At 67.3% G+C, this 23,706-nt stretch carries 22 protein-coding genes and 1 pseudogene; 8 read left to right on the forward strand and 15 right to left on the reverse strand.

Annotation, left to right across the window (positions count from 1 at the left end; genetic code table 11):
• The first annotated feature begins 23 nt into the window (after positions 1-23).
• Entirely contained in the window at positions 24-626 is a 603-nt protein-coding gene (locus ACTIGJ_RS05950) for a hypothetical protein (protein WP_439639360.1), read from the forward strand.
• Between the two features lies 1 nt (position 627).
• Here the strand turns inward: ACTIGJ_RS05950 and ACTIGJ_RS05955 are convergent, their stop codons facing one another.
• The 7 genes from ACTIGJ_RS05955 to miaB all read right to left on the reverse strand — a co-directional run bounded on the left by ACTIGJ_RS05955 (position 628) and on the right by miaB (position 6,844).
• Positions 628-1,170, reverse strand: a complete 543-nt coding sequence (locus ACTIGJ_RS05955; RefSeq protein ID WP_439639361.1) for a lipocalin family protein — start codon at positions 1,168-1,170, stop codon at positions 628-630.
• 66 nt (positions 1,171-1,236) lie between these two features.
• Entirely contained in the window at positions 1,237-1,698 is a 462-nt protein-coding gene (locus ACTIGJ_RS05960) for a cytidine deaminase (protein WP_439639362.1), read from the reverse strand.
• Complete coding sequence (locus ACTIGJ_RS05965) at positions 1,695-2,939, reverse strand: lipoprotein N-acyltransferase Lnb domain-containing protein (RefSeq protein ID WP_439639363.1); 1,245 nt, start codon at positions 2,937-2,939, stop codon at positions 1,695-1,697. Before ACTIGJ_RS05965 ends, ACTIGJ_RS05960 begins: the two co-directional genes overlap by 4 nt.
• 32 nt (positions 2,940-2,971) lie before the next feature.
• Positions 2,972-3,832: an HlyC/CorC family transporter gene (locus ACTIGJ_RS05970; protein ID WP_439639364.1), complete on the reverse strand. Its 861-nt coding sequence runs from the start codon at positions 3,830-3,832 to the stop codon at positions 2,972-2,974.
• Between the two features lie 167 nt (positions 3,833-3,999).
• Positions 4,000-4,455, reverse strand: coding sequence for an rRNA maturation RNase YbeY (gene ybeY / locus ACTIGJ_RS05975; protein WP_439639365.1), 456 nt, complete (start codon positions 4,453-4,455; stop codon positions 4,000-4,002).
• Positions 4,452-5,459, reverse strand: a complete 1,008-nt coding sequence (locus ACTIGJ_RS05980; RefSeq protein ID WP_439639366.1) for a PhoH family protein — start codon at positions 5,457-5,459, stop codon at positions 4,452-4,454. The genes ybeY and ACTIGJ_RS05980 overlap by 4 nt, the downstream gene beginning before the upstream one ends.
• A 20-nt stretch (positions 5,460-5,479) precedes the next feature.
• Complete coding sequence (gene miaB, locus ACTIGJ_RS05985) at positions 5,480-6,844, reverse strand: tRNA (N6-isopentenyl adenosine(37)-C2)-methylthiotransferase MiaB (RefSeq protein WP_439639367.1); 1,365 nt, start codon at positions 6,842-6,844, stop codon at positions 5,480-5,482.
• A gap of 255 nt (positions 6,845-7,099) precedes the next feature.
• On the opposite strand from miaB, the gene ACTIGJ_RS05990 reads away from it, so the two are divergent.
• Positions 7,100-7,333: a hypothetical protein gene (locus tag ACTIGJ_RS05990; protein WP_439639368.1), complete on the forward strand. Its 234-nt coding sequence runs from the start codon at positions 7,100-7,102 to the stop codon at positions 7,331-7,333.
• A 101-nt stretch (positions 7,334-7,434) separates the two neighbouring features.
• Here ACTIGJ_RS05990 and ACTIGJ_RS05995 read toward each other — a convergent pair whose 3' ends face one another.
• The gene (locus tag ACTIGJ_RS05995) at positions 7,435-8,847 is read right to left on the reverse strand and encodes an OmpA family protein (protein ID WP_439639369.1); all 1,413 of its coding nucleotides are present in this window, start codon (positions 8,845-8,847) and stop codon (positions 7,435-7,437) included.
• Positions 8,848-9,027: 180 nt separating this feature from the next.
• Here ACTIGJ_RS05995 and prfB point away from each other — a divergent pair.
• Positions 9,028-10,123 (forward strand): peptide chain release factor 2 gene (gene prfB, locus ACTIGJ_RS06000; RefSeq protein ID WP_439639370.1). Its coding sequence is split into 2 segments (ribosomal slippage): positions 9,028-9,099 and positions 9,101-10,123, totalling 1,095 coding nucleotides; the frame shifts between segments, so codons are not numbered across the junction.
• 152 nt (positions 10,124-10,275) lie between these two features.
• Positions 10,276-11,811 (forward strand): lysine--tRNA ligase, encoded by a 1,536-nt coding sequence (lysS, locus tag ACTIGJ_RS06005; RefSeq protein ID WP_439639371.1) that lies wholly within the window; start codon positions 10,276-10,278, stop codon positions 11,809-11,811.
• Between the two features lie 89 nt (positions 11,812-11,900).
• On the opposite strand, the pseudogene ACTIGJ_RS06010 reads toward lysS, so the two are convergent.
• From ACTIGJ_RS06010 to ACTIGJ_RS06035, 6 genes and pseudogenes are all read right to left on the reverse strand, one after another.
• Positions 11,901-12,218: pseudogene (locus tag ACTIGJ_RS06010) on the reverse strand (SDR family oxidoreductase); the annotation flags it as partial.
• 181 nt (positions 12,219-12,399) lie between these two features.
• Entirely contained in the window at positions 12,400-13,533 is a 1,134-nt protein-coding gene (locus ACTIGJ_RS06015; protein WP_439639372.1) for a sulfate/molybdate ABC transporter ATP-binding protein, read from the reverse strand.
• A gap of 34 nt (positions 13,534-13,567) precedes the next feature.
• Entirely contained in the window at positions 13,568-14,473 is a 906-nt protein-coding gene (cysW, locus tag ACTIGJ_RS06020) for a sulfate ABC transporter permease subunit CysW (RefSeq protein WP_439639373.1), read from the reverse strand.
• A complete protein-coding gene (gene cysT / locus ACTIGJ_RS06025; RefSeq protein ID WP_439639374.1) occupies positions 14,470-15,312 on the reverse strand; it encodes a sulfate ABC transporter permease subunit CysT in 843 nt (280 codons plus the stop codon). The genes cysW and cysT overlap by 4 nt, the downstream gene beginning before the upstream one ends.
• A gap of 55 nt (positions 15,313-15,367) precedes the next feature.
• Entirely contained in the window at positions 15,368-16,360 is a 993-nt protein-coding gene (locus tag ACTIGJ_RS06030) for a sulfate ABC transporter substrate-binding protein (protein WP_439639375.1), read from the reverse strand.
• Positions 16,361-16,384: 24 nt separating this feature from the next.
• Positions 16,385-17,401 (reverse strand): sulfate ABC transporter substrate-binding protein, encoded by a 1,017-nt coding sequence (locus ACTIGJ_RS06035; RefSeq protein ID WP_439639376.1) that lies wholly within the window; start codon positions 17,399-17,401, stop codon positions 16,385-16,387.
• Positions 17,402-17,674: 273 nt separating this feature from the next.
• Between ACTIGJ_RS06035 and ACTIGJ_RS06040 the strand changes: the two genes are divergently transcribed.
• Together ACTIGJ_RS06040 and ACTIGJ_RS06045 are read left to right on the forward strand one after the other, a co-directional pair.
• Complete coding sequence (locus tag ACTIGJ_RS06040) at positions 17,675-20,182, forward strand: TonB-dependent receptor (RefSeq protein ID WP_439639377.1); 2,508 nt, start codon at positions 17,675-17,677, stop codon at positions 20,180-20,182.
• 249 nt (positions 20,183-20,431) lie between these two features.
• On the forward strand, positions 20,432-21,841 hold the full coding sequence (locus ACTIGJ_RS06045) for an alginate export family protein (protein WP_439639378.1): 1,410 nt from the start codon (positions 20,432-20,434) through the stop codon (positions 21,839-21,841).
• Between the two features lie 19 nt (positions 21,842-21,860).
• Here ACTIGJ_RS06045 and ygfZ read toward each other — a convergent pair whose 3' ends face one another.
• Complete coding sequence (ygfZ, locus tag ACTIGJ_RS06050; protein ID WP_439639379.1) at positions 21,861-22,919, reverse strand: CAF17-like 4Fe-4S cluster assembly/insertion protein YgfZ; 1,059 nt, start codon at positions 22,917-22,919, stop codon at positions 21,861-21,863.
• Between the two features lie 192 nt (positions 22,920-23,111).
• Here ygfZ and ACTIGJ_RS06055 point away from each other — a divergent pair, with 192 nt between their 5' ends.
• Both ACTIGJ_RS06055 and sdhC read left to right on the forward strand, forming a co-directional pair.
• On the forward strand, positions 23,112-23,198 hold the full coding sequence (locus tag ACTIGJ_RS06055; protein WP_439639427.1) for a DUF1674 domain-containing protein: 87 nt from the start codon (positions 23,112-23,114) through the stop codon (positions 23,196-23,198).
• Positions 23,199-23,261: 63 nt separating this feature from the next.
• Positions 23,262-23,663 carry a succinate dehydrogenase, cytochrome b556 subunit gene (sdhC, locus tag ACTIGJ_RS06060; protein ID WP_439639380.1) on the forward strand — a complete coding sequence of 134 codons (402 nt, stop codon included), beginning with the start codon at positions 23,262-23,264 and terminating at the stop codon, positions 23,661-23,663.
• Positions 23,664-23,706 lie beyond the last annotated feature (43 nt).

Genomic DNA, 23,706 nt, shown 5'->3' on the forward strand with positions numbered 1-23,706 from the left:
GGTGTCGCGGGGTCGAAGCGGGCATGACCGTTCCATCCTGCCGTTGCCCGCTGCTGCCGGCGCTGCTGCTGATGCTGGCCTCGGCGGCCGAAGGCCAGCCGCTGCGGCCGGGCGGCGATGCGGCAGCACCGGCCGTCCCGGCTGCCGATCGCGGCATCTACCGCTGCCGGGCGCTCGATGGCTCGGCGCTGTTCCAGGACCGGCCCTGCCACCTGAACGCCGGCACCCTGGAGGCTCGCGAAGGTGGAGCCGGCGAGCGCCTTGACGACCTGGCCGCGCCGCCGGCTGAAGATGGCGCGGTGGCTGCGGCCCGCTACCGGCGCTATCTCGAACAGCTGGCGGCGGAGCGCCGGATTGCCGCCGATGCCGATCTTGCTCGGGCGGAGCGCCTGAAGGCCGAAGCGGCGCTGGAGGCGGCGCGCTCGCCGCCGGCTGCCGAGGCGGGCGGCGCCGTCGAAAGCGAGCGCTGGCTGCCGCTGTACCTGCCGCGTTTCGGCCGGCCGATCCATCGGCCGCCGGTGATTGCACCGCCGCCACCGGCGCCGCCATCAGGGCCTCGACCGACCCGGCCGCCGCCGCGCGAACCGCGCGACGTGCGCGCGGAAACTCTCGATACCCGGCGCTGACTCAGTTCGCCGGCCAGCGCTGCGGCACGCGCTTGACGGTGCCCAGGTCGTAGCCCATCGCCGCGATGCGGGCCAGGTGGAGGTCGTAGTCTGCCTGGCTCATGTCCGGCTTGCGGGCCAGCAGCCAGACCAGATCGCGCTTGCTGCGGGCGATGACCACGGTCGAATAGTCGGCGGCCAAGTCGGTGATCAGGTACTCGCCCTTGAACGGCCAGATGAACTGCATGCCCCATTCGGCGTTGTTCGTGCCGGGCACCACGTAGCCCTTCGGCTGGTACTGCTTCGGCTTGCCGTCGAAGCCGCCGTCGCGGAACGTGAAGGTGGTGGCGATGGTGCCGTCGTCGTTGAGCCGGTACGACTCGATCTGGTTGTAGCCGTCCTTGTCGATAAAGGTCGGCGTGTAGGCGATCACGTACCAGTCGCCCATGAAGCGCGGCAGGTCGACCTGCGCGGCGCGCTCGATCGGCGGCAGTTTCGGGGCCGCCGCGCAGGCGGTCAGGACAATGGCGAGCAACGCCGGAGACAGTCGAAGCAATCGGTTCATGGTGGGCCTGAAGGTGACAAGGGAGTGCCGTTCAGACCACGGCCGGCGTGCGGCGTTCGCGACTGATCAGAGTCCGAAAGCCAGCGGCAGCAGCGCCTGCGCCGTGGTGCTGCGCACCCGCAGGCCATCGCGGCTGAGCATCAGCACCTCGATGTCGTGGCCGCAGATCGCCACCGCTTCGGCCAGCACCTGCCGGCAGCGGCCGCAGGGGGCGATGAATTCGCCGGTCACCGCCGCCGCCAGTTCGCCTTCGGCGGCGATCGCGATCGCCACCACCTCGTGCAGCCGGCCGGCGGCGCTGGCGGCGGCGATCGCCACGGTCTCCGCGCACAAGCTCAAGCCGTAGGAGACGTTCTCGAAATTGGCGCCGCTGTGCTGGCTGCCGTCGGCGAACAGCAGTGCGGCGCCGACCCGGAAGCGGGAGTACGGCGCATGGGCGCTGCCGGTAGCGGCCAGGGCGGCGTCGACCAGCGCGCGCAGCGGCGGCGCCAGTTCGGCCCGAGGCTGGATGCGGACGAGCGGCGTCACAGCGCCTCGTCCGGCTGCTTGGCGCGCAGGAACACCAGCGCGATCACCGCGTGGATCGGCAGCAGCAGATAGATCCAGTGCAGGTTCTGCTGCCGGAGGCCAGGAAGCTCGCGGACCAGCAGCGACAGCAGCGCCAGCACGGCGATCGCCAGCGCCAGCCGCCGGATGCGCAGCGTCGGCCGCCAGCGCAGCCGCAGATAGCCGGCCAGCGCCGGGATCAGCAGCAGGCACAGCGGGTTGACCAGCAGCAGGTTCTCGTTGCGCCAGCCGGCCCAGTGCGCGCTGAACGCCCACAGCGCGACCAGGATCAGCCCGGCCAGGCCGCAGGCCAGCGCGATGCCGGTGGTGATCAGAACGAACACGGCGCGGGCGCCGCCGACCGCGCGGAACCGGGCGAGCCCGAGCAGGATCGCCGCCATCGTGATGCCGGCGAGCAGGAACTGCAGGCGCAGGTCCGGGGCGCGGTCCGGGGTGTCGCCGTGGCCGCCGGGCAGCAGCCGCGCTTCATGGCTGACCAGCGGCAGGCTGCGGCCACCGGCATCGGTGACGGTGGCGCTGCGCAGCGCCTGCATCAAGGTCAGCGGCGCGAAGCTCTGCTGCCAGACGCTGATCGGCCGGTCGGCGATCGGACCCAGCGCCAGGTCCATGCCGGCCATCAGCAGCGCATCGGGTGCGATCAGCCGGGTGGCCTCCTTGCGGAAGCTCAGCGGGCTCGGTCGGGCTTCGAGCTGCGGCTTGAGCTGCCCGTCCATCGCGTAGTCGAGCGCGTCGCGGACCCGGGTCGAGCAGTTCGACAGGAAGTAGTCGTAGCGGTAGTCGGCGTTCTCCGGCTGCACGTTCCAGGCCAGGAAATCACGCAGCCGGCCGACCTGGCGCGGGTCGAGATTGAGCCGCTGCTCCAGTGCCCAGCGATGCTCGGCCCGGTAGTGCAGCAGGTCGTTGTCGAGCGTGTTCGGCACCACCCGGTAGGTCATGTGACCGCGGGCGAAGTTCAGGAAGAAGCCGGGCGCGGCGAAATCGAAGATGCCGTAGTTGAAGCTGATCGCCCGGCCGCTGGCGGCTTCGCGCAACACCAGCGCGTTGTGGCCGAAGCGCTGCCAGTACAGCGTGCCGGGCTGGAAGGTGACGATGCTGGCGCTCAGCTCCGGCGCTGGTTGGCCACTGGGCACGAAGGGTTCGGCCCGCGCCGGCTGCGCGGCGGCCAGCAGCCAGGCCAGCATCAGCGTCAGCAGGGCACGCATCGGAAGCATCGGCCGCAGCAGCGCGCGCGACATCAGGTCTGCGACAGCATGACCTGCAGCAGGTGCACGCGGCGGCTGTCGGCGCGCTGCACGTTGAACTGGAAGCGATCAATCTGGATGCTTTCGCCACGGCGCGGCATGTGCCCCAGCTCGTGCATCACCAGCCCGCCGACGGTGTCGAAATCGGCGTCGGAGAATGTCGCGCCGAAGTACTGGTTGAACTCGTCGATCGGCGTCAGGCCCTGCACCAGATAACGGCGGTCGTCCTGCTTGAGGATCTGCGCGCTTTCCGATTCGTCGTGCTCGTCGTCGATCTCGCCGACGATCTGCTCCAGCACGTCTTCGATAGTCACCAGGCCGGCGACGCCGCCGTACTCGTCGGCGACCAGCGCCATGTGGTTGCGGCTCTTGCGGAAGTCCTTCAGCAGCACGTTGACGCGCTTGGACTCCGGCACGAAGGCAGCCGGCCGCAGCCAGCGGGCGATGTCGAAATCCGGCGCTTCGCTGGAGGTGAAGCGCAGCAGGTCCTTGGCCAGCAGGATGCCGACGATCTCGTCGCGCGAATCGCCGATCACCGGGTAGCGTGAGTGGCCGGATTCCACGACCGAGGCCAGCAGCTGCTCCAGTGGCCAGTCGCGCTCGACCACCACCATCTGTGCACGCGGCACCATGATGTCGCGCACCTGCAGCTGGCCGGTCTCGAACACGCCGCGGATCATCGACGCGGCGTCGGCATCGACGAGGCCGGATTCATGGGCGCCGTCGAGCAGTTCGTTGAGGTCTTCGCGGGTCCGGGGACCGCCGGCCAGCCGCTGCGTCAATCGCCGCCACCAGCTGGCCGGGCCGTTGTCGCTGTCGCGTTCGGAGTGGGAACTGCCTGAGCCGTCGTTCATGAATCGGGTCGGTACCAAGAAACATGCCGTGACCGGTGGAAAAGCGGTCCGGCGTCGAGTGTCGCAGCGCCCGCATGCACGGTGCGGCGGGGAAGCGATCGATTTTTCTGGAGTCTAGCGCACTCGCTTTGCGCTTCCGTGGCCGCCGCAGCTGCGGCCGGCGGTGATCAGTACGGGTCGGGGAAGCCCAGCCCGGCGAGGATCGCCCGCTCCTCGGCTTCCATCGCTTCCGCTTCGGTCTCGTCGATATGGTCGCGGCCGAGCAGGTGCAACACCCCGTGGACCACCATGTGCGCCCAGTGCGCACGCAGTTCCTTGCCCTGTTCGTCGGCCTCGCGCATCACCACTGGCGCGCAGATCGCCAGGTCGCCGAGCGGCGGGCCGTCTTCGGTTTCCTCGAAGCCTTCGCTGTCGTACGGGAACGACAGCACATTGGTCGGATAGTCCTTGCCGCGGTAGCGGCCGTTGAGCGCCGCGCTTTCCGCTTCATCGACGATGCGGATCGTCAGCTCGCCGTGGGTGTGGCCGAGCGCAGCCAGCGCCCACTGGCGCAGCGCGGCCGGCGCCGGCACACCGGCCGGCGGCACCCGCCGCTGGATGGTGATGTTGTGACTGACGCTCATCGGAAGCCGGGCGCGAGCTTTTCGCTGGCCTCGTAGGTCTCGTAGGCGCGGACGATGCGCTGCACCAGCGGATGGCGCACGACGTCGGTGGAGCCGAACTGCGTGAAGCCGATCTCCGGTACGCCGCGCAGCACGTTCATCGCATGGATGAGACCGGAGCCGACATGCTTCGGTAGATCGATCTGGGTGACGTCGCCGGTGACCACGGCCACCGAGCCGAAGCCGATGCGGGTCAGGAACATCTTCATCTGCTCGACCGTGGTGTTCTGCGCCTCGTCGAGAATCACGAAGGCCTCGTTCAAGGTACGGCCGCGCATGAAGGCCAGCGGGGCGACTTCGATGACGCTGCGCTCGATCAGCCGAGCCACCTTCTCGAAGCCGAGCATCTCGTACAGCGCGTCGTACAGCGGCCGGAGATACGGGTCGATCTTCTGGGCCATGTCGCCGGGCAGGAAGCCGAGCTTCTCGCCGGCCTCGACCGCCGGCCGCACCAGCACCAGCTTGCGCACCCGGTCGCGTTCCAGCGCTTCGACGGCACTGGCCACCGCCAGATAGGTCTTGCCGGTGCCGGCCGGGCCGATGCCGAAGCTGAGCACGTTGGCGGCGATGTCGGCGAGATAGGCCTTCTGCAGCGGCGAACGGCCACGCACCACGCCGCGCTTGGTGCGGATCACCACGTCGTCGCCGTCACGGCCGCCGGGCACAGCGGCGAGCCTGGCGCGCGGCGCGAACTCGTGCAGCGCCATGTGCACGTGCTCGGCGTCGATCGCCAGATCCTCGGCCTGCTCGTACAGCGCGCGCAGCGCGGCTTCGCCGGCTTCCGCCTCGTCGACCGGGCCGATCACCACGTAGCGGTTGCCTCGGTTGCGGATCTCGATGCCGAGGCCTACTTCGAGCGCCCGCAGATGGGCGTCGAAGCTGCCGTTGAGATTGGCGATGCGGTGTGCATCGTCCGGGGTCAGCAGGAAATCACGGCGGGAGATCGCGACCGGATCGGCGCTCATCGGCGGGGTGGGGCTGGTGGTCACAAGACGGGGTCGAGAGTCAGCACTTCGCCTTGCAGCGAATTGGTCAGGCGGGAGGTGACGCGGACATCGACGAACTGGCCGGCGAGTCGTTCAGCACCTGCGAAATTGATCGAGCGGTTGCACGGCGTCTTGCCGGTCAGCTGGCCGTTGCCCTTGCGCGACGGACCGGTGACCAGCACCGACTGCACCGAGCCGATCAGGCCATCGGCGTACTGGTCGCCGAATTCGCGGATCCGCGCCTGCACCCGTTCAAGCCGCGCCTGCTTGACCTCGGCCGGCACGCCATCGCGCAGGTTCGCCGCCGGCGTGCCGGGGCGAGGGCTGTAGATGAACGAGTAGGCGGCGTCGAAGCGGGCGGCCTCGATCAGCGCCATGGTCTGCTCGAAGTCCTCGTCGGTTTCCGACGGAAAGCCGACGATGATGTCGGTCGACAGGCTGATCTGCGGCCGGTAGTGGCGCAGCCGGGCGATCTTGGCGAGGTAGTCCGCCTGCGTGTAGCCGCGCTTCATCATCGCCAGGATGCGGTCGGAACCGCTCTGCACCGGCAGGTGCAGCTGGTTGTCGAGCTTGGGTATTGCCGCGAAGGCGTCGATCAGGCCCTCGTTGAAATGCGCCGGATGCGAGGTCGTGTAGCGCAGCCGGCCCAGGCCCTCGAAGCGGGCGAGGATGTGTAGCAGCAGCGCCAGATCGCAGATCGAGCCGTCAGCCATGCGGCCGGCATAGGCGTTGACGTTCTGGCCGAGCAGGGTGATTTCGCGGACGCCCTGGGCCAGCAGTGCATCGACTTCGGCCAGCACGTCATCGAGCGGACGGCTGATTTCCTCGCCGCGCGTATACGGCACGATGCAGAAGGTGCAGTACTTCGAGCAGCCTTCCATGATCGACACGAAGGCGGTCACGCCCTCGGCGCGCGGCTCGGGCAGGCGGTCGAACTTCTCGATTTCCGGGAAGCGCACGTCGATCGCCGGGCGCTGGGTGGCACGGGTCTGGTCGATCAGTTCGGGCAGGCGGTGCAGGGTCTGCGGGCCGAAGACCAGATCGACGGCCATTGCGCGCTTGGCGATCGCTTCGCCTTCCTGGCTGGCGACACAGCCACCGACGCCGACCAGCCGACCCGGTTTCGCGGCCTTCCAGGCTTTCAGCCGGCCGAGATCGGAGAACACCTTTTCCGAAGCTTTCTCGCGCACCGAGCAAGTGTTGAGCAGGACCAGATCGGCGTCGTCGATGTCCGCAGTCTGCTCGTAGCCACGCGCGGCTTTCAGCACGTCGACCATCTTCGACGAGTCGTACTCGTTCATCTGGCAGCCGAAGGTCTTGATGAACACCTTGGCGGGCGCGGGCTTGGCGGGCGGCTCGGACATGCGGGGCGGATCGGGAAAGGCGCGAAGTATAGCGGACGGGTTGCCGGTGTCCGCGCCACGGCCGGACTCTGTCCGCAGCCTGTCCGCGGACAGCTTCATCGCTGCAAGCCCTTGTCAAGACGAAAAAATTTCTGCGACCTGTTTAATCCGGATGGCGTCGTCGCTGCATCTCAGCAGTGCCGGAAACAGAACCGTTGCCCGCCTGCCGGCGGCACAGCACCGGCCCCACCACCTGATCTGCACGAGAGGACGACCATGAAGAACAAGAACGCCAACCGCCGCCATGACGCCAGCGAAAGCCGCAGCCTGACCCTGGTGGCCGCGGCAATGGCCGCCGTCGCCTTGCACCTGTCGTTCGCCGTGGCCCTGATCAAGACCGGCACGGCTGGCGAGCGCCTGCATGCGCTGCGTGCGGTGGAGGCGAGTCGCGTGGTCGCCGATCTCGGCAGCCTGCCGATGATCACCGTCGTCGGCCGTCGCGCGGGCTGAATGCGGCGGGCTTGCGCAGGGCACAAAAAACCCCGCAGCGGTCGCCCGGTGCGGGGTCTTCGACGCTGGCCGCGCTAGCGCGGCCAGCGATCAGGTGCTGCTCAGCCTTCGACGGCCGGTTCTTCGGCCGGCGTTTCTTCCGGAGCAGCGGCTTCTTCAGCCGGCGCCTCAGCAGCCGACGATTCAGCGGCCGGGGCTTCTTCGGCGGCCGGCGCAGCGTCTGCCGGCGGCGCGGCTTCTTCAGCAGCCGGAGCGGCTTCTTCCGCCGGGGCGGCTTCTGCCGGAGCCGCTTCAGCCGGCGCAGCTTCCTCAGCCGGCGCGGCTTCCGCAGGTGCAGCTTCTGCCGGTGCCGCTTCCGAGGCCGGCACTTCGTTGGCCGGGGCTGCCGTCACGCCGGGGCCGGCCGATTCGGTGATCTTCAGCTCGACGCGGCGGTTCAGTTCGCGGCCTTCATCGGTCGCGTTGTCCGCCACCGGCTGCGATTCGCCGAAGCCCTTGCTGGTCATCCGGCCGGCGTCGACGCCGCGGCTGACGAGGTAGGCCATCACCGAGGCGGCGCGGGCATCCGACAGCTTCAGATTGTAGGCATCGCTGCCCTTCGAGTCGGTGTGACCATCGACTTCGACCTTGATGTCCGGACGGGCCAGCAGCGCGTCGGCAACCGGGTCGAGCAGGGACTTGGCGTTGACCGTCAGCTTCGACTTGTCGAACTCGAAGTTCACGCCACGCAGCACCAGCGTGTCGCCTTCCTTGCAGCCTTCGAGGCTGATCGGCTGGCCCGGAACCGGCGGTTCGCAGGGCTTCTCGGCCGGCGCGGCTGCCGGCTCTTCGACCGGTGCGGCTTCTGCGACCGGCACCACGGCCACCGGCTCGCTCGGGGCTTCAACCGCCGGGCCGGCACGGCCGCCGAGCGGAATGCGGAAGCCGAGGCCAATCACCAGATCCTGGAAATACTGATCCGGGCCGGAGTCGATGCCGAGCTGGTTGCGGCCATGCGCGTCATGGCGATACAGCGCTTCGAGGCGCATCGACAGGCCGGGGCCGAACGGGCCGAGCGCGTTCTTCGAGATCACGAAGTTGTAGCCGAGGCCGGCGTCGAACAGCGTCGAGGTGTAATCGGCGATCGGACCCTGCGCGTCCTTGCCCTGACCGCGCGACACGGCCAGACGCACGTAGGCGCCGCCGAAGATCGGGTTGGTCGGGAACGGGAAGATGTTGGCGCCCGCGCCGGCACCGTAGAGCTTGAAGTCCTTTCCAGCACCGCCGTTCGGCAGGTTGCTGTAGTGGCCGAAGATTTCGAGGTCGAGGTTGGCGGTGACCTTTTTGCCGATGGCGATGCTGCCGCCGGGGCCGTTGTCGCCCTGCGTCGACCGGCCATTGTCGAAGATCGTGTAGGTGCCCATCGGCGAGACGTAGAACCGACGGTCCTCGTCCTGCGCATGTGCGGTGGTCACCAGGCCCGAGCCGAGGGCCAGAAGCATCAGCCCCTGCGGCCGGATGCGGAAGTTCTTCATCAGTTTCCCCTGCGCTTTTGTTCGTGTGGTACTGCGGGTGGAATGCTCGGGTGATCCCGGCCGAACGATATGGTACCCGTCGACTCGGATTTTTATCACGATGCCGACAGCAGCGACAACCGATGTTCATCCCTCATTGGGCCGCGACTATACTGCGCGCCCGAACAAATCCCCAGTGCCGTGGAAATCAACCCGATCAAGAGCGAGATCACAGCCCTGCAGGCGCGTTTCGACGCCCTGCGGGGCTATCTTTGACTACGATGTGAAATGCGAGCGCCTTGACGAAGTCGTCAAGGAACTCGAGCAGAACGACGTCTGGGACAATCCGGAACGCGCGCAGGCCCTGGGCCGCGAGCGCGCGATGCTCGAAGGCATAACCCAGCCGCTGAACAAGGTTCGCGCCGGGCTTGCCGATGCGCTCGAGCTGCTGCTGATGGCCGCCGAGGAAGGCGACGAAGCTTCCGTCGCCTCGATTGCCCGCGAAGTCGACGGCTTCCGGGCGATCGCCGAGGACATGGAATTCAAGCGGATGTTTGCCGGCGAGGCCGACGCCAACAACTGCTTCCTCGACATCCAGGCCGGTGCCGGCGGTACCGAGGCGCAAGACTGGGCCTCGATGCTGCTGCGCATGTACACGCGCTGGGCCGAAGGCAAGGGTTTCAAGGTCGAGCTGCTGGAACTCAGCGACGGCGATGTCGCCGGCATCAAGTCGGCGGCGCTGCAGATTGAGGGCGAGTACGCCTATGGCTGGCTGCGCACCGAGACCGGCGTGCACCGGCTGGTCCGCAAGTCGCCGTTCGATTCCGGTAACCGTCGCCACACCAGCTTCGCCGGCGTTTACGTGTCGCCGGAGATCGACGACAAGATCGAGATCGACATCAACCCGGCGGACCTGAAGGTCGACACCTTCCGTTCCTCTGGCGCTGGCGGTCAGCACGTCAACAAGACCGAGTCGGCGATCCGCATCACCCACGTGCCGTCCGGCATCGTCGTCGCCTGCCAGACCCAGCGCAGCCAGCACAAGAATCGCGACGCGGCGATGAAGATGCTGCGCTCGCGCCTGTTCGAGCAGGAAATGCAGAAGCGCAATGCCGAGAAGCAGCGCATCGAGGACTCCAAGAGCGACATCGAGTGGGGCCACCAGATCCGCTCGTACGTGCTCGACCAGTCGCGCATCAAGGACCTGCGCACCGGCGTGGAAATCGCCGATACCCAGAAAGTGCTCGACGGCCATCTCGATCCCTACATCGAAGCGAGCCTGAAGTCGGGGTTGTGACGCCCGCAAGTCGTTCTCACGCCGAGAACGCGGAAACGCCGGGAACCATCAATGGCAACTCGAGACGGCCCCCTGAGTTGCGCACTGCTTTTCTCGGCCTACCTGCGTTGCCTGCCTGAGTCATCACGTTTTTCGCTGTCGAGTTTCAAGCCATGACCGACGAACAGAAGCCGCAGGACGAAAACCCCACGACCGGTCCCGACCGGTCGGAAGAAAACCATGTCATCGGCACCCGGCGCGAAAAGCTCGACCGCTTGCGCGCGGCCGGCCAGGCGTTCCCGAACACCTGGCGGCGCGATACCTTGGCCGAGGCGCTGCACGCCCGCTACGGCGCGCTTGAAACCAGCGAAGCCGTCGAGGCCGCCAGCGGTCGCCATCTGCTGGCCGGCCGCCTGATCGCCAAGCGCGTGATGGGCAAGGCCAGCTTCGCGCAGATCCAAGACATGTCCGGCCGCATCCAGACCTTCGTGCAGAACGAGGCGGTCGGCCTCGATCGCTACGCCGAGTTCAAGACCTGGGATGTCGGCGACATCATCGGCGTGGCCGGCACGATGTTCCGCACCAAGACCGGCGAACTGTCGGTGAAGGCCACGCAGATCGAACTGCTGGTCAAGACCGTGCGGCCGCTGCCGGAGAAGTGGGCTGGCCTGACCGACACCGAAATCCGCTATCGCCAGCGTTATGTCGACCTGATCGTCAACCCGGACGTGCGCCGCACGTTCCAGATTCGCGCTGGCACTGTGCGCGCGATCCGGCAGACGCTGGACGGTCTCGGCTTCGTCGAAGTCGAGACGCCGATGCTGCAGCCGCTGGCCGGCGGCGCCACCGCGAGACCGTTCGTGACCCATCACAACGCGCTTGATCGCGACCTGTTCCTGCGCATCGCGCCGGAGCTGTACCTGAAGCGGCTGGTGGTCGGCGGCTTCGAGCGGGTCTACGAGATCAACCGCAATTTCCGCAACGAGGGCCTGAGCACCCGCCACAACCCCGAGTTCACGATGCTCGAGTTCTATCAGGCCTATGCCGATTACCTCGAAGCGATGGACCTAGTCGAAACGCTGATCCGCAACGCCGCGCTGGCCACGCTCGGCACCACGAAGCTCACCTACCAGGACGTCGCGTTCGACCTCGCCGAGCCGTTCCGGCGCGTGTCGATGAAGGATGCGGTGGCCGAGCGCAACCCGACGCTGGATGCTGCACGCCTGTTCAATCGTGACTACCTCGCCGACGCTTGCAAGGCGCTGCACATCCCAGTCAAGCCCGAGTACGGCGCCGGCAAGCTGCTCACCGAAATTTTCGAGAAGACGGTCGAGGCCAAGCTGATCCAGCCAACCTTCATCATCGAATACCCGACCGAAGTCTCGCCGCTGGCCCGCCGCTCCGACACCAATCCGGACGTCACCGACCGTTTCGAGTTCTTCGTCGGCGGCCGCGAAGTCGCCAACGGCTTCTCCGAGCTGAACGATCCGGACGACCAGGCCGACCGCTTCCGCCGCCAGGTTGAAGCCAAGGACGGTGGCGACGACGAAGCGATGCTCTATGACGCCGATTACATCCGCGCCCTCGAATACGGCTTGCCGCCGACCGCTGGTGTGGGCATCGGCATCGACCGGCTGGTGATGTTCCTGACCGACTCGCCTTCGATCCGCGACGTGCTGCTCTTTCCGGCCATGCGGCCGGAAAGTTAAACAGTCCTCCGGCCATGCGGCCGGAAAGTTAAACAGTCTTCCGGCCATGCGGCCGGAAAGCTAAGCGATCTCGCGGCCGTGGCGTCCGGTCAGAGCTGGCTCATGCCGCCGTCGACGATCACCTCGGTGCCGACGATGAACGCGGATTCCGGCGCCGACAGGTGGAGCACGGTCGACGCGATTTCCGCCGGCGTGCCGAAGCGGCCGATCGGAATCTGGCTCTGGATCTGCGCGGCGGTGGCTTCGAGCGCCGGCGCGTCGAGGCCCAGCTTGCCGTAGATCGGCGTGCTCACCGGGCCCGGGCTCAGCACATTGACCCGTGCGCCGAGCGGGATCAGCTCGGCGGACAGTGTCCGGGCGAAGGAGATGACGGCGGCCTTGCTGGCGGCGTAGACCGAACTGTTCGGCTCGAGAAGACGATGGCTGACCCGCGCGAGCCGAACACGCTGTATGTCGGCTGGCGCGGCCAGCCCGGCGGCCGGGCGCTGAACGGGTGGCTCGAACAATTGCGCCAGCCCCGGCTCTGGCGCGCCAGCTGCTGCTGGGCGTCGACAGCCATGCTCTGCGCTAGCGGCGCGGTTGCGCCGTTCAGTTGCGGCTCCGCTCCCGGTGCTCGGCAACGGTCAGGGTCGGGTCGAAGCCGTTCTCCACTTCGGTGATCGTGGCCTTGCGCGGGAACAAGCTGTAGCGCGCCGGCCGCACGCGGATCGCGTCGCCGAGCTGCCAGCGCTGCACGGCCGGGTCCGGGTTCGGCAGTTCGATCTCGATGGTCTCGCCGCTGCTGAGCAGTTGCACGCCGAGGCGCAGCAGCAGGCCGGTGCGCTGGATCTCGACGACGGTGCCGGAGAGCGCGGCGGCGTCGCCGGAATCGGCAATGCGCAGTTCGTTCGGCCGGGTGTAGACGTTGACCGGGCCCTCGGGCGCGGCACCCGCTTCGGCCAGCACGGCGGTGGCCCCGTTGAGCAGCAGCGCGCCGCGTTCGACTCTTGCCGGCAGCACGTTCGGCGTGCCGAGGAAGTCGTAGACGAACGGCGTCGCCGGCGCATCCCAGACCTGGTCGGTGGTGCCGACCTGCTCGATGACGCCGCGGTTCATCACCACCACGCGGTCGGCCAGTTCCAGCGCCTCTTCCTGGTCGTGGGTGACGAAGATCGTCGTGTAGCCGGTTTCGCGATGCAGCTGGCGCAGCCAGCGGCGCAGGTCCTTGCGGACCTTGGCGTCGAGCGCGCCGAACGGTTCGTCCAGCAGCAGCACGCGGGGCTCGATGGCCAGCGCCCGGGCCAGCGCCACGCGCTGCTTCTGGCCGCCGGACAACTGCGCGGGGTAGCGCTTTTCCAGCCCGCCGAGCTGCACCAGTTCCAGCAGTTCGCGCACCCGCTGGTTGATGGTGGCGGTGTCCGGGCGCTGCTTCTTCGGGCGCACGGTCAGGCCGAAGGCGATGTTGTCGAACACCGTCATGTGCTTGAACAGCGCGTACTGCTGGAACACGAAGCCGACCTGGCGCTGCTGCACGGTCAGCGCGGTGGCGTCGATGTCGCCGAACTTCACCTGCCCGCCGTCGAGCGGTTCGAGCCCGGCGATGGCGCGCAGCAGGGTGGTCTTGCCGGAACCGCTTGGGCCGAGCAGCGCCAGCAGTTCGCCGGAGGCGATGTCGAGGTCGATGCCGCGCAGCGCGTGGAAGCTGCCGTAGTGCTTCTGCACGCCGCGAATCTGGATGTCCATGGGTCGTCTGGAAAAGGCTGGAGGCGTGGCGGGATCAGTGGCGGCGGGTGGCGGCCAGCTGATCGGCGTAGCGCCATTCAAGGAAGGACTTCACGGCAAGCGTGACCAGCGCCAGCAGCGCCAGCAGCGAGGCCACCGCGAATGCCGACACGAACTGGTATTCGTTGTAGAGGATCTCGATGTGCAGCGGCATCGTGTTGGTCAGGCCACGAATATGGCCGGACACCACGCTGACCGCGCCGAATTCGCCCATCGCCCGCGCGTTGCACAGCAGCACGCCGTAGAGCAGCGCCCACTTGATGTTTGGCAGCGTGACGCGGGTGAAGGTCTGCCAGCCGGTGGCGCCCAGGCTCAAGGCGGCCTGCTCGTCTTCGGTGCCCTGTTCCTGCATCAGCGGAATCAGCTCGCGGGCGATGAACGGGAAGGTGACGAACACGGTGGCCAGCACGATGCCGGGCGTCGCGAACAGCACCTTGCCGACGTGATCGCCGACAAACGGCTGGGCCCAGCCCTGGGCGCCGAAGATCAGCACGAAGATCAGGCCGGCCACCACCGGTGACACCGAGAACGGCAGGTCGATCAAGGTGATCAGGAACTGCTTGCCGCGGAACTCGAACTTGGTGATCGCCCAGGCCGCGCACAGGCCGAACACCAGGTTCAGCGGCACGGCGATCGCGGCGGCCAGCACCGTGAGCTGGATCGCGGCCAGGGTTTCCGGATCGGCAAAGCTTTCGAAGTACGGGCCGAAGCCCTTGCGCAGCGCCTCGACGAACACCGACAGCAGCGGCAGCAGCAGGAACAGCGCCAGAAAGCCGACCGCCACCGCCACCAGCAGGCCGCGCACCAGCGGCGGCTCGTTGATGACCGAATTGGTCTGCTTCAGCGGCTCGAACGGCAGATGCTGGTGCTGGCCCGGGCTTACATCGAGGGTGCCGCTCATGACTTCCTCCGCGCGCGCGCCTGCAGCAGGTTGATGGCCAGCAGCAGCAGGAACGACAGCACCAGCATCGTCGCGGCGACGGCCGTGGCGCCCTGATAGTCGAATTCCTCGAGCTTGATGATGATCAGCAGCGGCGCGATTTCCGAGACCATCGGGAAATTGCCGGCGATGAAGATCACCGAGCCGTACTCGCCGACCGCGCGTGCGAAGGCCAGCGCGAAGCCGGTGACCAGCGACGGGAACACGGCCGGCGCGATCACCCGCAGCACCGTGGTGAGCCGGTGGGCGCCGAGCGTGGCGGCGGCCTCCTCGAGATCGCGTTCCACTTCCTTGAGTACCGGTTCGACGGTGCGCACCACGAACGGCAGGCCGATGAAGGTCATCGCCACGATCACGCCGAGCGGCGTGTAGGCGACCTTGACGCCGGCCTGCGCCAGCACCGAGCCGATCCAGCCGGATTCTGAATACAGCGCAGTCAGCGCGATGCCGGCGACTGCGGTCGGCAGCGCGAACGGCAGGTCGATCACGGCGTCCAGCAGGCGCTTGCCGGGGAACTCATAGCGCACGAACACCCAAGCGACGATCGAGCCGAACACCGCGTTCAGCACGGCGGCGATCGCGGCGGCGCCGAAACTGAGCTTCAGCGCGGCCAGCACGCGTTCGTCGCTGATCACTTTCCAGATGCCGTCGAGGCCGAGGCCGGAGGCGCGGAAGAACACGCCGGCCAGCGGGATCAGCACGATCAGGCCGAGGTAGAAGATCGTGAAGCCCAGCGTCGGCGTGAGCCCCGGCAGGGTCCGCCGGGCGCGGCGCGGCCGGGGCAAGGCAGTGGCAGTCATCGGATCGGGTGCGGGAAAGCGGGCGGGGCGTCGGTGACGGGTGGGGCGCAGGACGCTAGCGGCGGGCGATGATCTGGTCGAACACCGCGCCGTCGGCGAAGTGCTGCGATTGTGCCTGCGCCCAGCTGCCGAAACCTTGCTCGATGGTGAACGCCGTGAGGGTCGGGAAGCGCGCGGCGTGCGCCTTCAGCACGGCGGCATCGGCGGGTCGGACGCCATGTTCGGCAAACAGCGCCTGGCCCTGCGGGCTGTAGTGATAGTCGAGATAGGCGCGGGCCAGCGCCTCGCTGCCGTGCCGGGCCGCCACCGCATCGACCACCGCCACCGGGTTGTCGGCGCGCACGGTCAGCGACGGCACCACCACCTCGAAGCCGGCGGCGGGGAATTCCTCGCGCAGCAGGGCGATCTCGCTCTCGAAGGTCAGCAGCACGTCGCCGGCGCCGCGCTGGGCGAACGTCGAACTGGCGCCGCGCCCGCCGGTGTCGAGCACCGGCACCTGGGCGAACAGCGCCTTGACGAAGGCCCGGGCGCTGTCATCGCTGCCGCCGGGGCGGGTTCGCGCGTACTGCCAGGCGGCGAGGTAGCTGTAGCGGCCGTTGCCGGATGTCTTCGGGTTGGGAATCACCAGGCTCACGCCGGGCTTGACCAGATCGGCCCAGTCGCGGATGCCCTTCGGATTGCCCTTGCGGACCACGAACAGGATCGCCGACCACGACGGGCTGGCCGCATGCGGGAAGCGGCTCGGCCAATCCTGGGCGATCAGCCCGCGGGCGGCGATGGCATCGATGTCCAGCGGGCTGTTCATCGTCACCACGTCGGCTTCCAGGCCGTCGATCACCGAACGCGCCTGCTTGGCCGAACCGCCGTGGGAGACGTTCAGCTTCGGTTCGATGCCGGTGCGCCGCTTCCATTCAGCGGCGAACGCGGCGTTGTACGCCTTGTAGAAAGGCCGGGCGACGTCGAACGAGGCGTTGAGCAGCTCGGGGGCGGCCGAGGCCGCCGTGGTCAGCGCCAGCAGCAGCCCGGCAAGGGAGAAAGACCGCAACATGGGCACGGCGCGATGCGCGGGAGGTCAGTGCGCCTTGTAGATCTGGTCGAACACGCCGCCATCGGCGAAGTGCACCTTCTGGGCGTTGGCCCAGGAGCCGAACACGCTGTCGAGCTTGAACAGTTCGATCTTCTGGAAGCGGGCAAGATCGGCCGGCGCGGCGTTTTCCGGCTTGGCCGGGCGAAAGTAGTGCTTGGCGGCCAGCTTCTGGCCCGCCGGCGAGTACAGGAAGTTCAGGTAGGCCTCGGCCTCGGCGCGGCTGCCGTGCTTGTCGACGTTCTTGTCGACCAGCGCCACCGGCGGTTCGGCGAGGATCGAATAGGCCGGCGCGACGATGTCGAACTTGTCCGGGCCGAGTTCCTCGATGGCCAGGAACGCCTCGTTCTCCCAGGCCACCAGCACGTCGCCGAGGCCGCGCTGCACGAAGGTGGTGGTCGAGCCGCGCGCGCCGGTATCGAGCACCGGCACGTTCTTGTAGACGGCGCTGACAAAGGCCTTGGCCTTCTCGGCATCGCCCGGGTTCTGCTTCAGCGCGTAGCCCCAGGCGGCCAGGTAATTCCAGCGGGCACCGCCGCTGGTCTTCGGGTTCGGCGTGATCACCGAGATGCCCGGCTTGGCCAGGTCGGACCAATCCTTGATGCCCTTCGGATTGCCCTTGCGGACCAGGAACACGATCGTCGAGGTGTACGGCGAGGAGTTGTTCGGCAGCCGCTTCTGCCAGTCGGCCGGCAGCAGGCCGCCTTTTTCGGCGATCGAATCAATGTCGTAGGCCAACGCCAGGGTCACCACGTCGGCTTCGAGGCCGTCGATCACCGCGCGCGCCTGCTTGCCGGAGCCGCCGTGGGACGCCTGGATGCGGGTGCTCTTGCCGGTCTTGGCTTTCCAGTCGGCGGAAAACTGCGCGTTGACGTCCTTGTACAGCTCCCGGGTCGGGTCGTAGCTGACATTGAGCAGATCGGCGTGGGAGATCGCCGTGCCGCCGGCCAGGGCGGCGACCAGCACCGAGCGGGAGAAACGGGACAGCAGCGGACGGAGGTTCATGCGCGGAACAGAAGGCCTGGAGAGGATTGCGGAGCGCGAATTATTGGCGAGCGACTATGGAACGTAAAAGACTTACAAGAATGTTTGAAATGCCACAGGTGAATAAAAATCTGCGGTTCTACCCGGCGGATCGCGCTTTTGAGGAATAAGAAATCTGGTTTATATCGCCGATGGCGTCTTTGATTAGTCAAATTCGATATTTAAATTTTTGTTTTTAGATCGCTACTGTGTGGCCGCCCGGATTGTCCGAGTTTCCTTCGACCACGCACGACGATGAACCACAACAACATTCCTTCCTCCCGTACCGCGCCTGCTGCGGTCGACGCCGCTGCGCCGCGTCCGTTCCGCCGCCGGCCATTCGGCAGCGTCGCCTCGATCACCGCGCTGTTCCTGCTCGGCGCCCAGGCCCAGGCGCAGACGCAGGAATCGCCTGCAAAGCCGGTGCCGTCGGCCGAAGCTGCCGTCGAACTGGCGCAGGCCGGACCGGCCGGCACCGAAGTGGCGCAGGCCAACACTCCGGTCAGCACCGCAGCGGTGCTGGAGGAAGTGCAGGTCACGGCCCGGCGCAAGACCGAGAACCTGCAGAAGGTGCCGATCGCGGTGTCGGTCGTCGGCGGCGATTTCCTCAATGAAACCGGCGGCTTCAACGTCAACCGCATCAAGGAAGTGCTGCCGACGGTGCAGTTCTACTCGACCAATCCGCGCAACTCGGCGCTGAACATCCGCGGTCTCGGTGCGCCGTACGGCCTGACCAACGACGGCATCGAGCAGGGCGTCGGCCTGTACATCGACGGCGTCTACTTCGCCCGCCCGGCGGCAGCGACGCTCGACTTCATCGACGTCGACCAGATCGAAGTGCTCCGAGGCCCGCAGGGCACGCTGTACGGCAAGAACACCACGGCCGGCGCGATCAACGTGACCACGAAGAAGCCAAGCTTCACGCCGGGCTCGACGGTGGAACTCTCGTACGGCAACTACGGCTTCCTGCAGGCGAAGGCCTCGCTGACCGGCCCGCTGACCGATGACATCGCCGCCCGCGTCTCGTTTTCCGGAACGCAGCGCGACGGCTTCATCTACAACGTTCGTAGCCAGGATGACGTCAACGACCTCAGCAACCTCGGCATCCGCGGCCAGATTCTCTACAACGTCCTCGACAACCTGAGCCTGACCCTGGCCGGCGACTGGACCCGCCAGCGGCCGGAGGGCTACACGCAGGTGATCGCCGGCGTCACGCCGACCCTGCGCGCCTCGAACCGCCAGTACGCCGCGATTGCCGCGTCGCTGAACTACACGCCGCCGAGCTTCAACGCCTTCGACCGCGTCACCGATGTCGATTCGCCGATTCGCTCGTACCAGGATCTCGGCGGCGGCTCGCTGACCGCCGACTGGAACACCGGTTACGGCAAGTTCACCTCGATCACCGCCTACCGCATCTGGGACTGGGACCCGTCGAACGACCGCGACTTCACCGGCCTGCCGGTCAACACCGTGTCGGCGGCGACCTCGTACCAGAAGCAGTGGTCGCAGGAATTCCGCTTCAACGGCGACATCACCAAGGAACTGAACTACGTGGTCGGCCTGTTCGGCTTCCACCAGACCATCAAGTCGAACCCGATCCAGACCACCGCGCTCGGCTCGGCCGCGTCGCGCTGGCTGCTGGCCGGCACCGCCAACGCCGACAACAGCGCGCTGCTCGATGGCCTGACCCAGCGGCTCAGCGTCGATTCGCTGTTCGACAGCGCCGCGCTGTTCGGCCAGCTGGAATGGACGGTCACCGATCAGATCCGCGTGCTGCCGGGCATCCGCCTGAACTACGACCGCAAGAAGGTCGACTACGACGCGCAGGTGACCGGCGGCCAGGACACTTCCGCCAATCCGAGCCTGCGCGCGGTGCAGCTGGCCCAGCTGCCGGCGCAGGTCTACGCGGCGGACATCGACGACACCAACGTCTCCGGCCAGATCACGATCGCCTACAACCCGATCGACAACATCGACACCTACGCCACCTACTCGCGCAGCTTCAAGACCGTCGGCCTGAACACCGCCGGCCTGCCGACCGACGCCAACGGCAATGCCGTGCTGTCGCTGGCCACCGTCAAGCCGGAAGACGTCAGCCACTACGAAGTCGGCGTCAAGGCGCGTCCGTTCCGTCGCGTCAATATCAGCCTGTCGCTGTTCAACACCGACATCGACGACTTCCAGGCGCAGGTCAACAACAACGCCGCCGGCGTGGCCCGTGGCTATCTGGCCAACGCCGACAAGGTGCGGGTGCGCGGCATCGAGTTCGACAGCAACGGCCGTTTCGGCGAGCACTTCAGCGCCTACACCTCGCTGGCCTACACCGACGGCAAGTACCGCCGCTTCACCGATGCCCCGGCGCCGCTGGAAGGCACGGGCGGCCCGGCGGCGGTCGATGCCTCGGGCAAGCGCCTGCCGGGCATCTCGAAGTTCGCCACCAGCTTCGGCGGCGAGTTCTTCACGCCGGTGGTGTTCCTGAAGCGTGACGGCGACTTCTTCGTCGGCCTCGACGGCAGCTACCGCTCGGGCTTCTCGTCGTCGGCCTCGCCGTCGACCGTGCTGAATGTCGAAGGCTACGAGCTGTTCAACGCCCGCATCGGCTTCCGCAGCACTAACGGCTGGGATCTGTGGTTCTGGAGCCGCAACCTGTTCGACAAGCACTACTACGAGCTGCTGTCGCCGGGCTTCGGCGGCACCGGGCTGTATGTCGGCCAGCCCGGCGATCCGCGGACCTTCGGCGTGACCTTCCGCGGCGAGTTCTGAAGAACGGCCGTTCGCCGCCGGTGTGATCCGGCGGCGATCACTGCTGCGTAGCGGACCGCCGGGCATCGGCCACGATGCCCGGCGGTTTTTCGTTGATTATTTTTCTGCCGGTCGGTGATCCGGGGTGGCGCTGGTTTTAGAATGAAGCGGCGCAGTTTCGGCGCTCTTTTAGATCATTACCGCATGTATTTCCTCGCCTCGCCGTCGCCGCGCCCTGTCCACCGGCGGCCCGGATGCTGGCCGGCTGCCGTGCTGGGCGCCGCGCTGCTGCTGACCCAGGCCGGTCCGGCTGGAGCCGAGGCGCTGCCAACATCGGCTAGCGATGCAGGCTCGGCGGCGCAGGATTACTACGTTGAGCGGCGCAGTTACGGCACCCGCCGGGTCAGCGAGCCGCCGCCGTACGTGCAGCAGCTGAACAAGACCTGGCTCGGCGAACTCGACGGTTTCGGTGACATCGACTGGCTTGACATCGGTCTTGACCACCGCACCCGCTTCGAGATCCGCGACAACGATTACCGGCGCGCCGTCAACACCGTCGACCAGCCGTTCCTGCTGCGCACGCGCGCTTACCTGGCGGTCAAGAACCGTTTTGATCCGCTGCGTTTCACGGTCGAGATCAGCGACGCCCGGCGCTACAACGGTGATTTCCCGCGCGACGTCCGCGACTCGAATTTCCAGGAACCGATCCAGTTGTACGGCGAGCTGTTCTTCAAGCAGTCCTGGCTGGCCGATCAGCAGCTCAGCGTGAAGTTCGGCCGCCAGGCCTTCGAATATCTCGACCGCCGGCTGCTGGCGCGCAACGAATTCCGCAACACCACCAACAACTTCGACGGCATCCGCGCGATCCTCGGCAAGCAGTCCGATGCCTGGCAGGTCGATGCGCTGCTGCTGCAGCCGATTCTGCGCGACGACAACGGCTTCGACCGGCGCGACAAGGCCAACACGCTGATCGGCGCGATCGGCGACTACCGGCGCTACTCGAAGTTCATCACCGTGCAGCCGCTGTACCTGGTGCTGAAACAGGACGGCCGGAAATCGCCAACCGGGGTCGAGCGCGAGATCCACACGCTGGGCGTTCGCGGCTACGGCATCGTCGGCAGGACCGGCTTCGACTACGACGCTTCCTACTACCGCCAGCGCGGCAACGACGGCCCGCGCAAGCACGATGCCCAGGCCTACACCGGCGAACTGGGCTACACCTTCGCGCATCCCTGGAAGCCGCGCCTGAGTGCGGCCTACAACTACGCCTCCGGCGACGACAACCCGAACGATGGCCAGAGCGGCCGTTTCGAGCGCCTGTTCGGCTTCGCCCGGCCGTTCTCGCAGAACGATTACTTCCAGTTCGAGAATCTGGAGGCGCCGAAGCTGCGCGCCGAGATTTCTCCGACCCGCGACCTGCAGTTCGACGCCGGCTTCAACTGGTACTTGCTGAACTCGCCGACCGACCGCTGGAACAACGCCGGCCTGCGCGACGCCAGCGGCCAGAGCGGCCGGTTTGTCGGCCACGAAGCCGATGCCCGGGTGGCCTGGCGGCAGTCGCGCTACTTCCAGACCGAGGTGCTGTACGCCTACTTCAAGGCCGGCGAATTCCTGCGCGAGGCCGGGCGGGGCGGCACCTCGAACCTGCTGTTCGTGCAGCTGACCTTCAGCGCCTTCTGAAGCGCCTTCCGGGCGGCGGTTAGCGCAGGACGTCGACGGCCGGGCCTTCGCTGCTGCCGATGCGCAGGTCGCCGGCTTCGGCCTGCGCCGTCTGCAGCACCACCAGCAGGGCCTGCCCGCCCTCCGGGTGCAGCGCGTGGTCGAGCACGTCGCCGACCGCCTGGCCTTCACCGCCGGCGACCACGATCGGCGCGCCGCGCACCACCGTGCCGGCCGGGGTCCGCGCCACGAACATGCGCCGCTTCAGATTGCCGAGGTAATGCAGGCGGGCCACGATTTCCTGGCCCGGATAGCAGCCTTTCGAGAAGCTGACGCCTTCGAGCTTGTCCAGATTCATCATCTGCGCGACGTGCTGCTCGGCAGTTTCCGGATGCAGCGCCGGGAAGCCAGCAAGGATGTCGGTCAGCCGCCAGGCTTCGGTGCCGACCGGGCGCGCATGGGCGGCCAAGGTCGGCCACAGCGCCGCCAGACGGGCCGCCGGGCCGTGCAAGGTGTAGCGGTTCTGCGGGCCGCGCCGGCGCATCACGACGATGCCGTCGACCTCGGCGCACAGGCACAGCACGCTGGGCACCAGCAGGCCGGCGGCGTCGAGCACGCGATCGGCATTCGGGCCGGCGATGCCGATCGACACCACGTCGCTGCCGGCGTCGTCGAGCTGCACTTTCGAGCGCATCACGAACATCTTCAGGCGCTTGAGGGTGGCGGCCAGCAGGCTGCGGCTGGTTTCCATCCAGATCTCGTCACCGGCGCGGATCGCCGCGAAGATCGCCAGTACCCGTCCCTTGGGATTCGAGTAGCTGGTCAGCTGGCCACGGGTCGGCGTCAGTTCGCGCAGGTCGTTGCTGAGCTGGCCCTGTAGGAAGGCATCGGCGTCCGCACCCCGGACCCGCAGGCTGCCGCGATCGGCAAGCGGGGCGACGACGTCGCTGGCCAGCGCCGCTGCCGCCTCGGCGCGGCGATCGCCGAAATCGGGCAGGCCATCGGCGCCAAGCCGGGCGCCGACCGTGTCCAGCCAGTCGAAACCAGGGGGAAACCCGAGGGCCGCGGACGCATTATCAGCGAGCGTTAAGTTGTTCAATCGATACGGTTCGTTGCCATGAATATCGGAATTTTGTCACACTAGACGGGTTACGCAGACCCATCGAACGTGAGCTCCCCGAATCCTCCAGAAGCACCCGCCGCGACCGGCAACCCGCCGATTGCTGCACCGCAGTCTGCCCCCGAGCCGACTGCCGATGCTCTGGTGTCGCCACTTCCCGAACCGGCCGCCGTGCCTGAAATCGGCGGACGGCGGGACGGAACCGATCCGACCCGTTTCGGCGATTGGGAAAAGGGCGGCCGCTGCATCGATTTCTAGGCCGCAACTTTCACGACGATCTCTGCACGTGACGCCATCCTCCCTGCCGGAAAGCCCAAGCCCATGTCCGTGAAGCCTGCATCGTCGAACCGTCCGCTATCGCCTTTCATGATCGGCCCGTACTACCGGGCGCAGCTGACGTCGATGCTGTCGATCACTCACCGTCTGACCGGTCTGGCGCTCGCCTTCGGCACCGTGTTCCTGGCCGCCTGGGTCACCGCTGCCGCCGCCGGTCCGGAAGCCTTCGGCGTGTTTGCCGGGCTGGCGCAGTCGGTCATCGGCAAGCTGCTGCTGGTCGCCTACACCTGGGCGCTGCTCTATCACCTGTGCAACGGCATCCGGCACCTGTTCTGGGATACCGGCCGCGGTTTCGATCTGAAGTCGGCCTATGCCAGCGGCTACACCGTGGTGGCCGCTTCGCTGGTGCTGACGGCTTCCGTCTGGGCGTTCGCCCTGCTCGGCTGAGCCGATCCATCCCCCGGGTCCGCGCCATCGACGACGCGGATGA

The organism is Nevskia sp. (genome assembly GCF_051860985.1).
Classification (GTDB): domain Bacteria; phylum Pseudomonadota; class Gammaproteobacteria; order Nevskiales; family Nevskiaceae; genus Nevskia.

Coding starts and splice junctions, on each gene's coding strand:
- ACTIGJ_RS05950 (WP_439639360.1), top strand. CDS start 24: ATGACCGTTCCATCCTGCCGTTGCCCGCTGCTGCCGGCGCTGCTGCTG.
- ACTIGJ_RS05955 (WP_439639361.1), bottom strand. CDS start 1,170: ATGAACCGATTGCTTCGACTGTCTCCGGCGTTGCTCGCCATTGTCCTG.
- ACTIGJ_RS05965 (WP_439639363.1), bottom strand. CDS start 2,939: ATGCGTGCCCTGCTGACGCTGATGCTGGCCTGGCTGCTGGCCGCCGCG.
- ACTIGJ_RS05970 (WP_439639364.1), bottom strand. CDS start 3,832: ATGAACGACGGCTCAGGCAGTTCCCACTCCGAACGCGACAGCGACAAC.
- ybeY (WP_439639365.1), bottom strand. CDS start 4,455: ATGAGCGTCAGTCACAACATCACCATCCAGCGGCGGGTGCCGCCGGCC.
- ACTIGJ_RS05980 (WP_439639366.1), bottom strand. CDS start 5,459: ATGAGCGCCGATCCGGTCGCGATCTCCCGCCGTGATTTCCTGCTGACC.
- miaB (WP_439639367.1), bottom strand. CDS start 6,844: ATGTCCGAGCCGCCCGCCAAGCCCGCGCCCGCCAAGGTGTTCATCAAG.
- ACTIGJ_RS05990 (WP_439639368.1), top strand. CDS start 7,100: ATGAAGAACAAGAACGCCAACCGCCGCCATGACGCCAGCGAAAGCCGC.
- ACTIGJ_RS05995 (WP_439639369.1), bottom strand. CDS start 8,847: ATGAAGAACTTCCGCATCCGGCCGCAGGGGCTGATGCTTCTGGCCCTC.
- lysS (WP_439639371.1), top strand. CDS start 10,276: ATGACCGACGAACAGAAGCCGCAGGACGAAAACCCCACGACCGGTCCC.
- ACTIGJ_RS06015 (WP_439639372.1), bottom strand. CDS start 13,533: ATGGACATCCAGATTCGCGGCGTGCAGAAGCACTACGGCAGCTTCCAC.
- cysW (WP_439639373.1), bottom strand. CDS start 14,473: ATGAGCGGCACCCTCGATGTAAGCCCGGGCCAGCACCAGCATCTGCCG.
- cysT (WP_439639374.1), bottom strand. CDS start 15,312: ATGACTGCCACTGCCTTGCCCCGGCCGCGCCGCGCCCGGCGGACCCTG.
- ACTIGJ_RS06030 (WP_439639375.1), bottom strand. CDS start 16,360: ATGTTGCGGTCTTTCTCCCTTGCCGGGCTGCTGCTGGCGCTGACCACG.
- ACTIGJ_RS06035 (WP_439639376.1), bottom strand. CDS start 17,401: ATGAACCTCCGTCCGCTGCTGTCCCGTTTCTCCCGCTCGGTGCTGGTC.
- ACTIGJ_RS06040 (WP_439639377.1), top strand. CDS start 17,675: ATGAACCACAACAACATTCCTTCCTCCCGTACCGCGCCTGCTGCGGTC.
- sdhC (WP_439639380.1), top strand. CDS start 23,262: ATGTCCGTGAAGCCTGCATCGTCGAACCGTCCGCTATCGCCTTTCATG.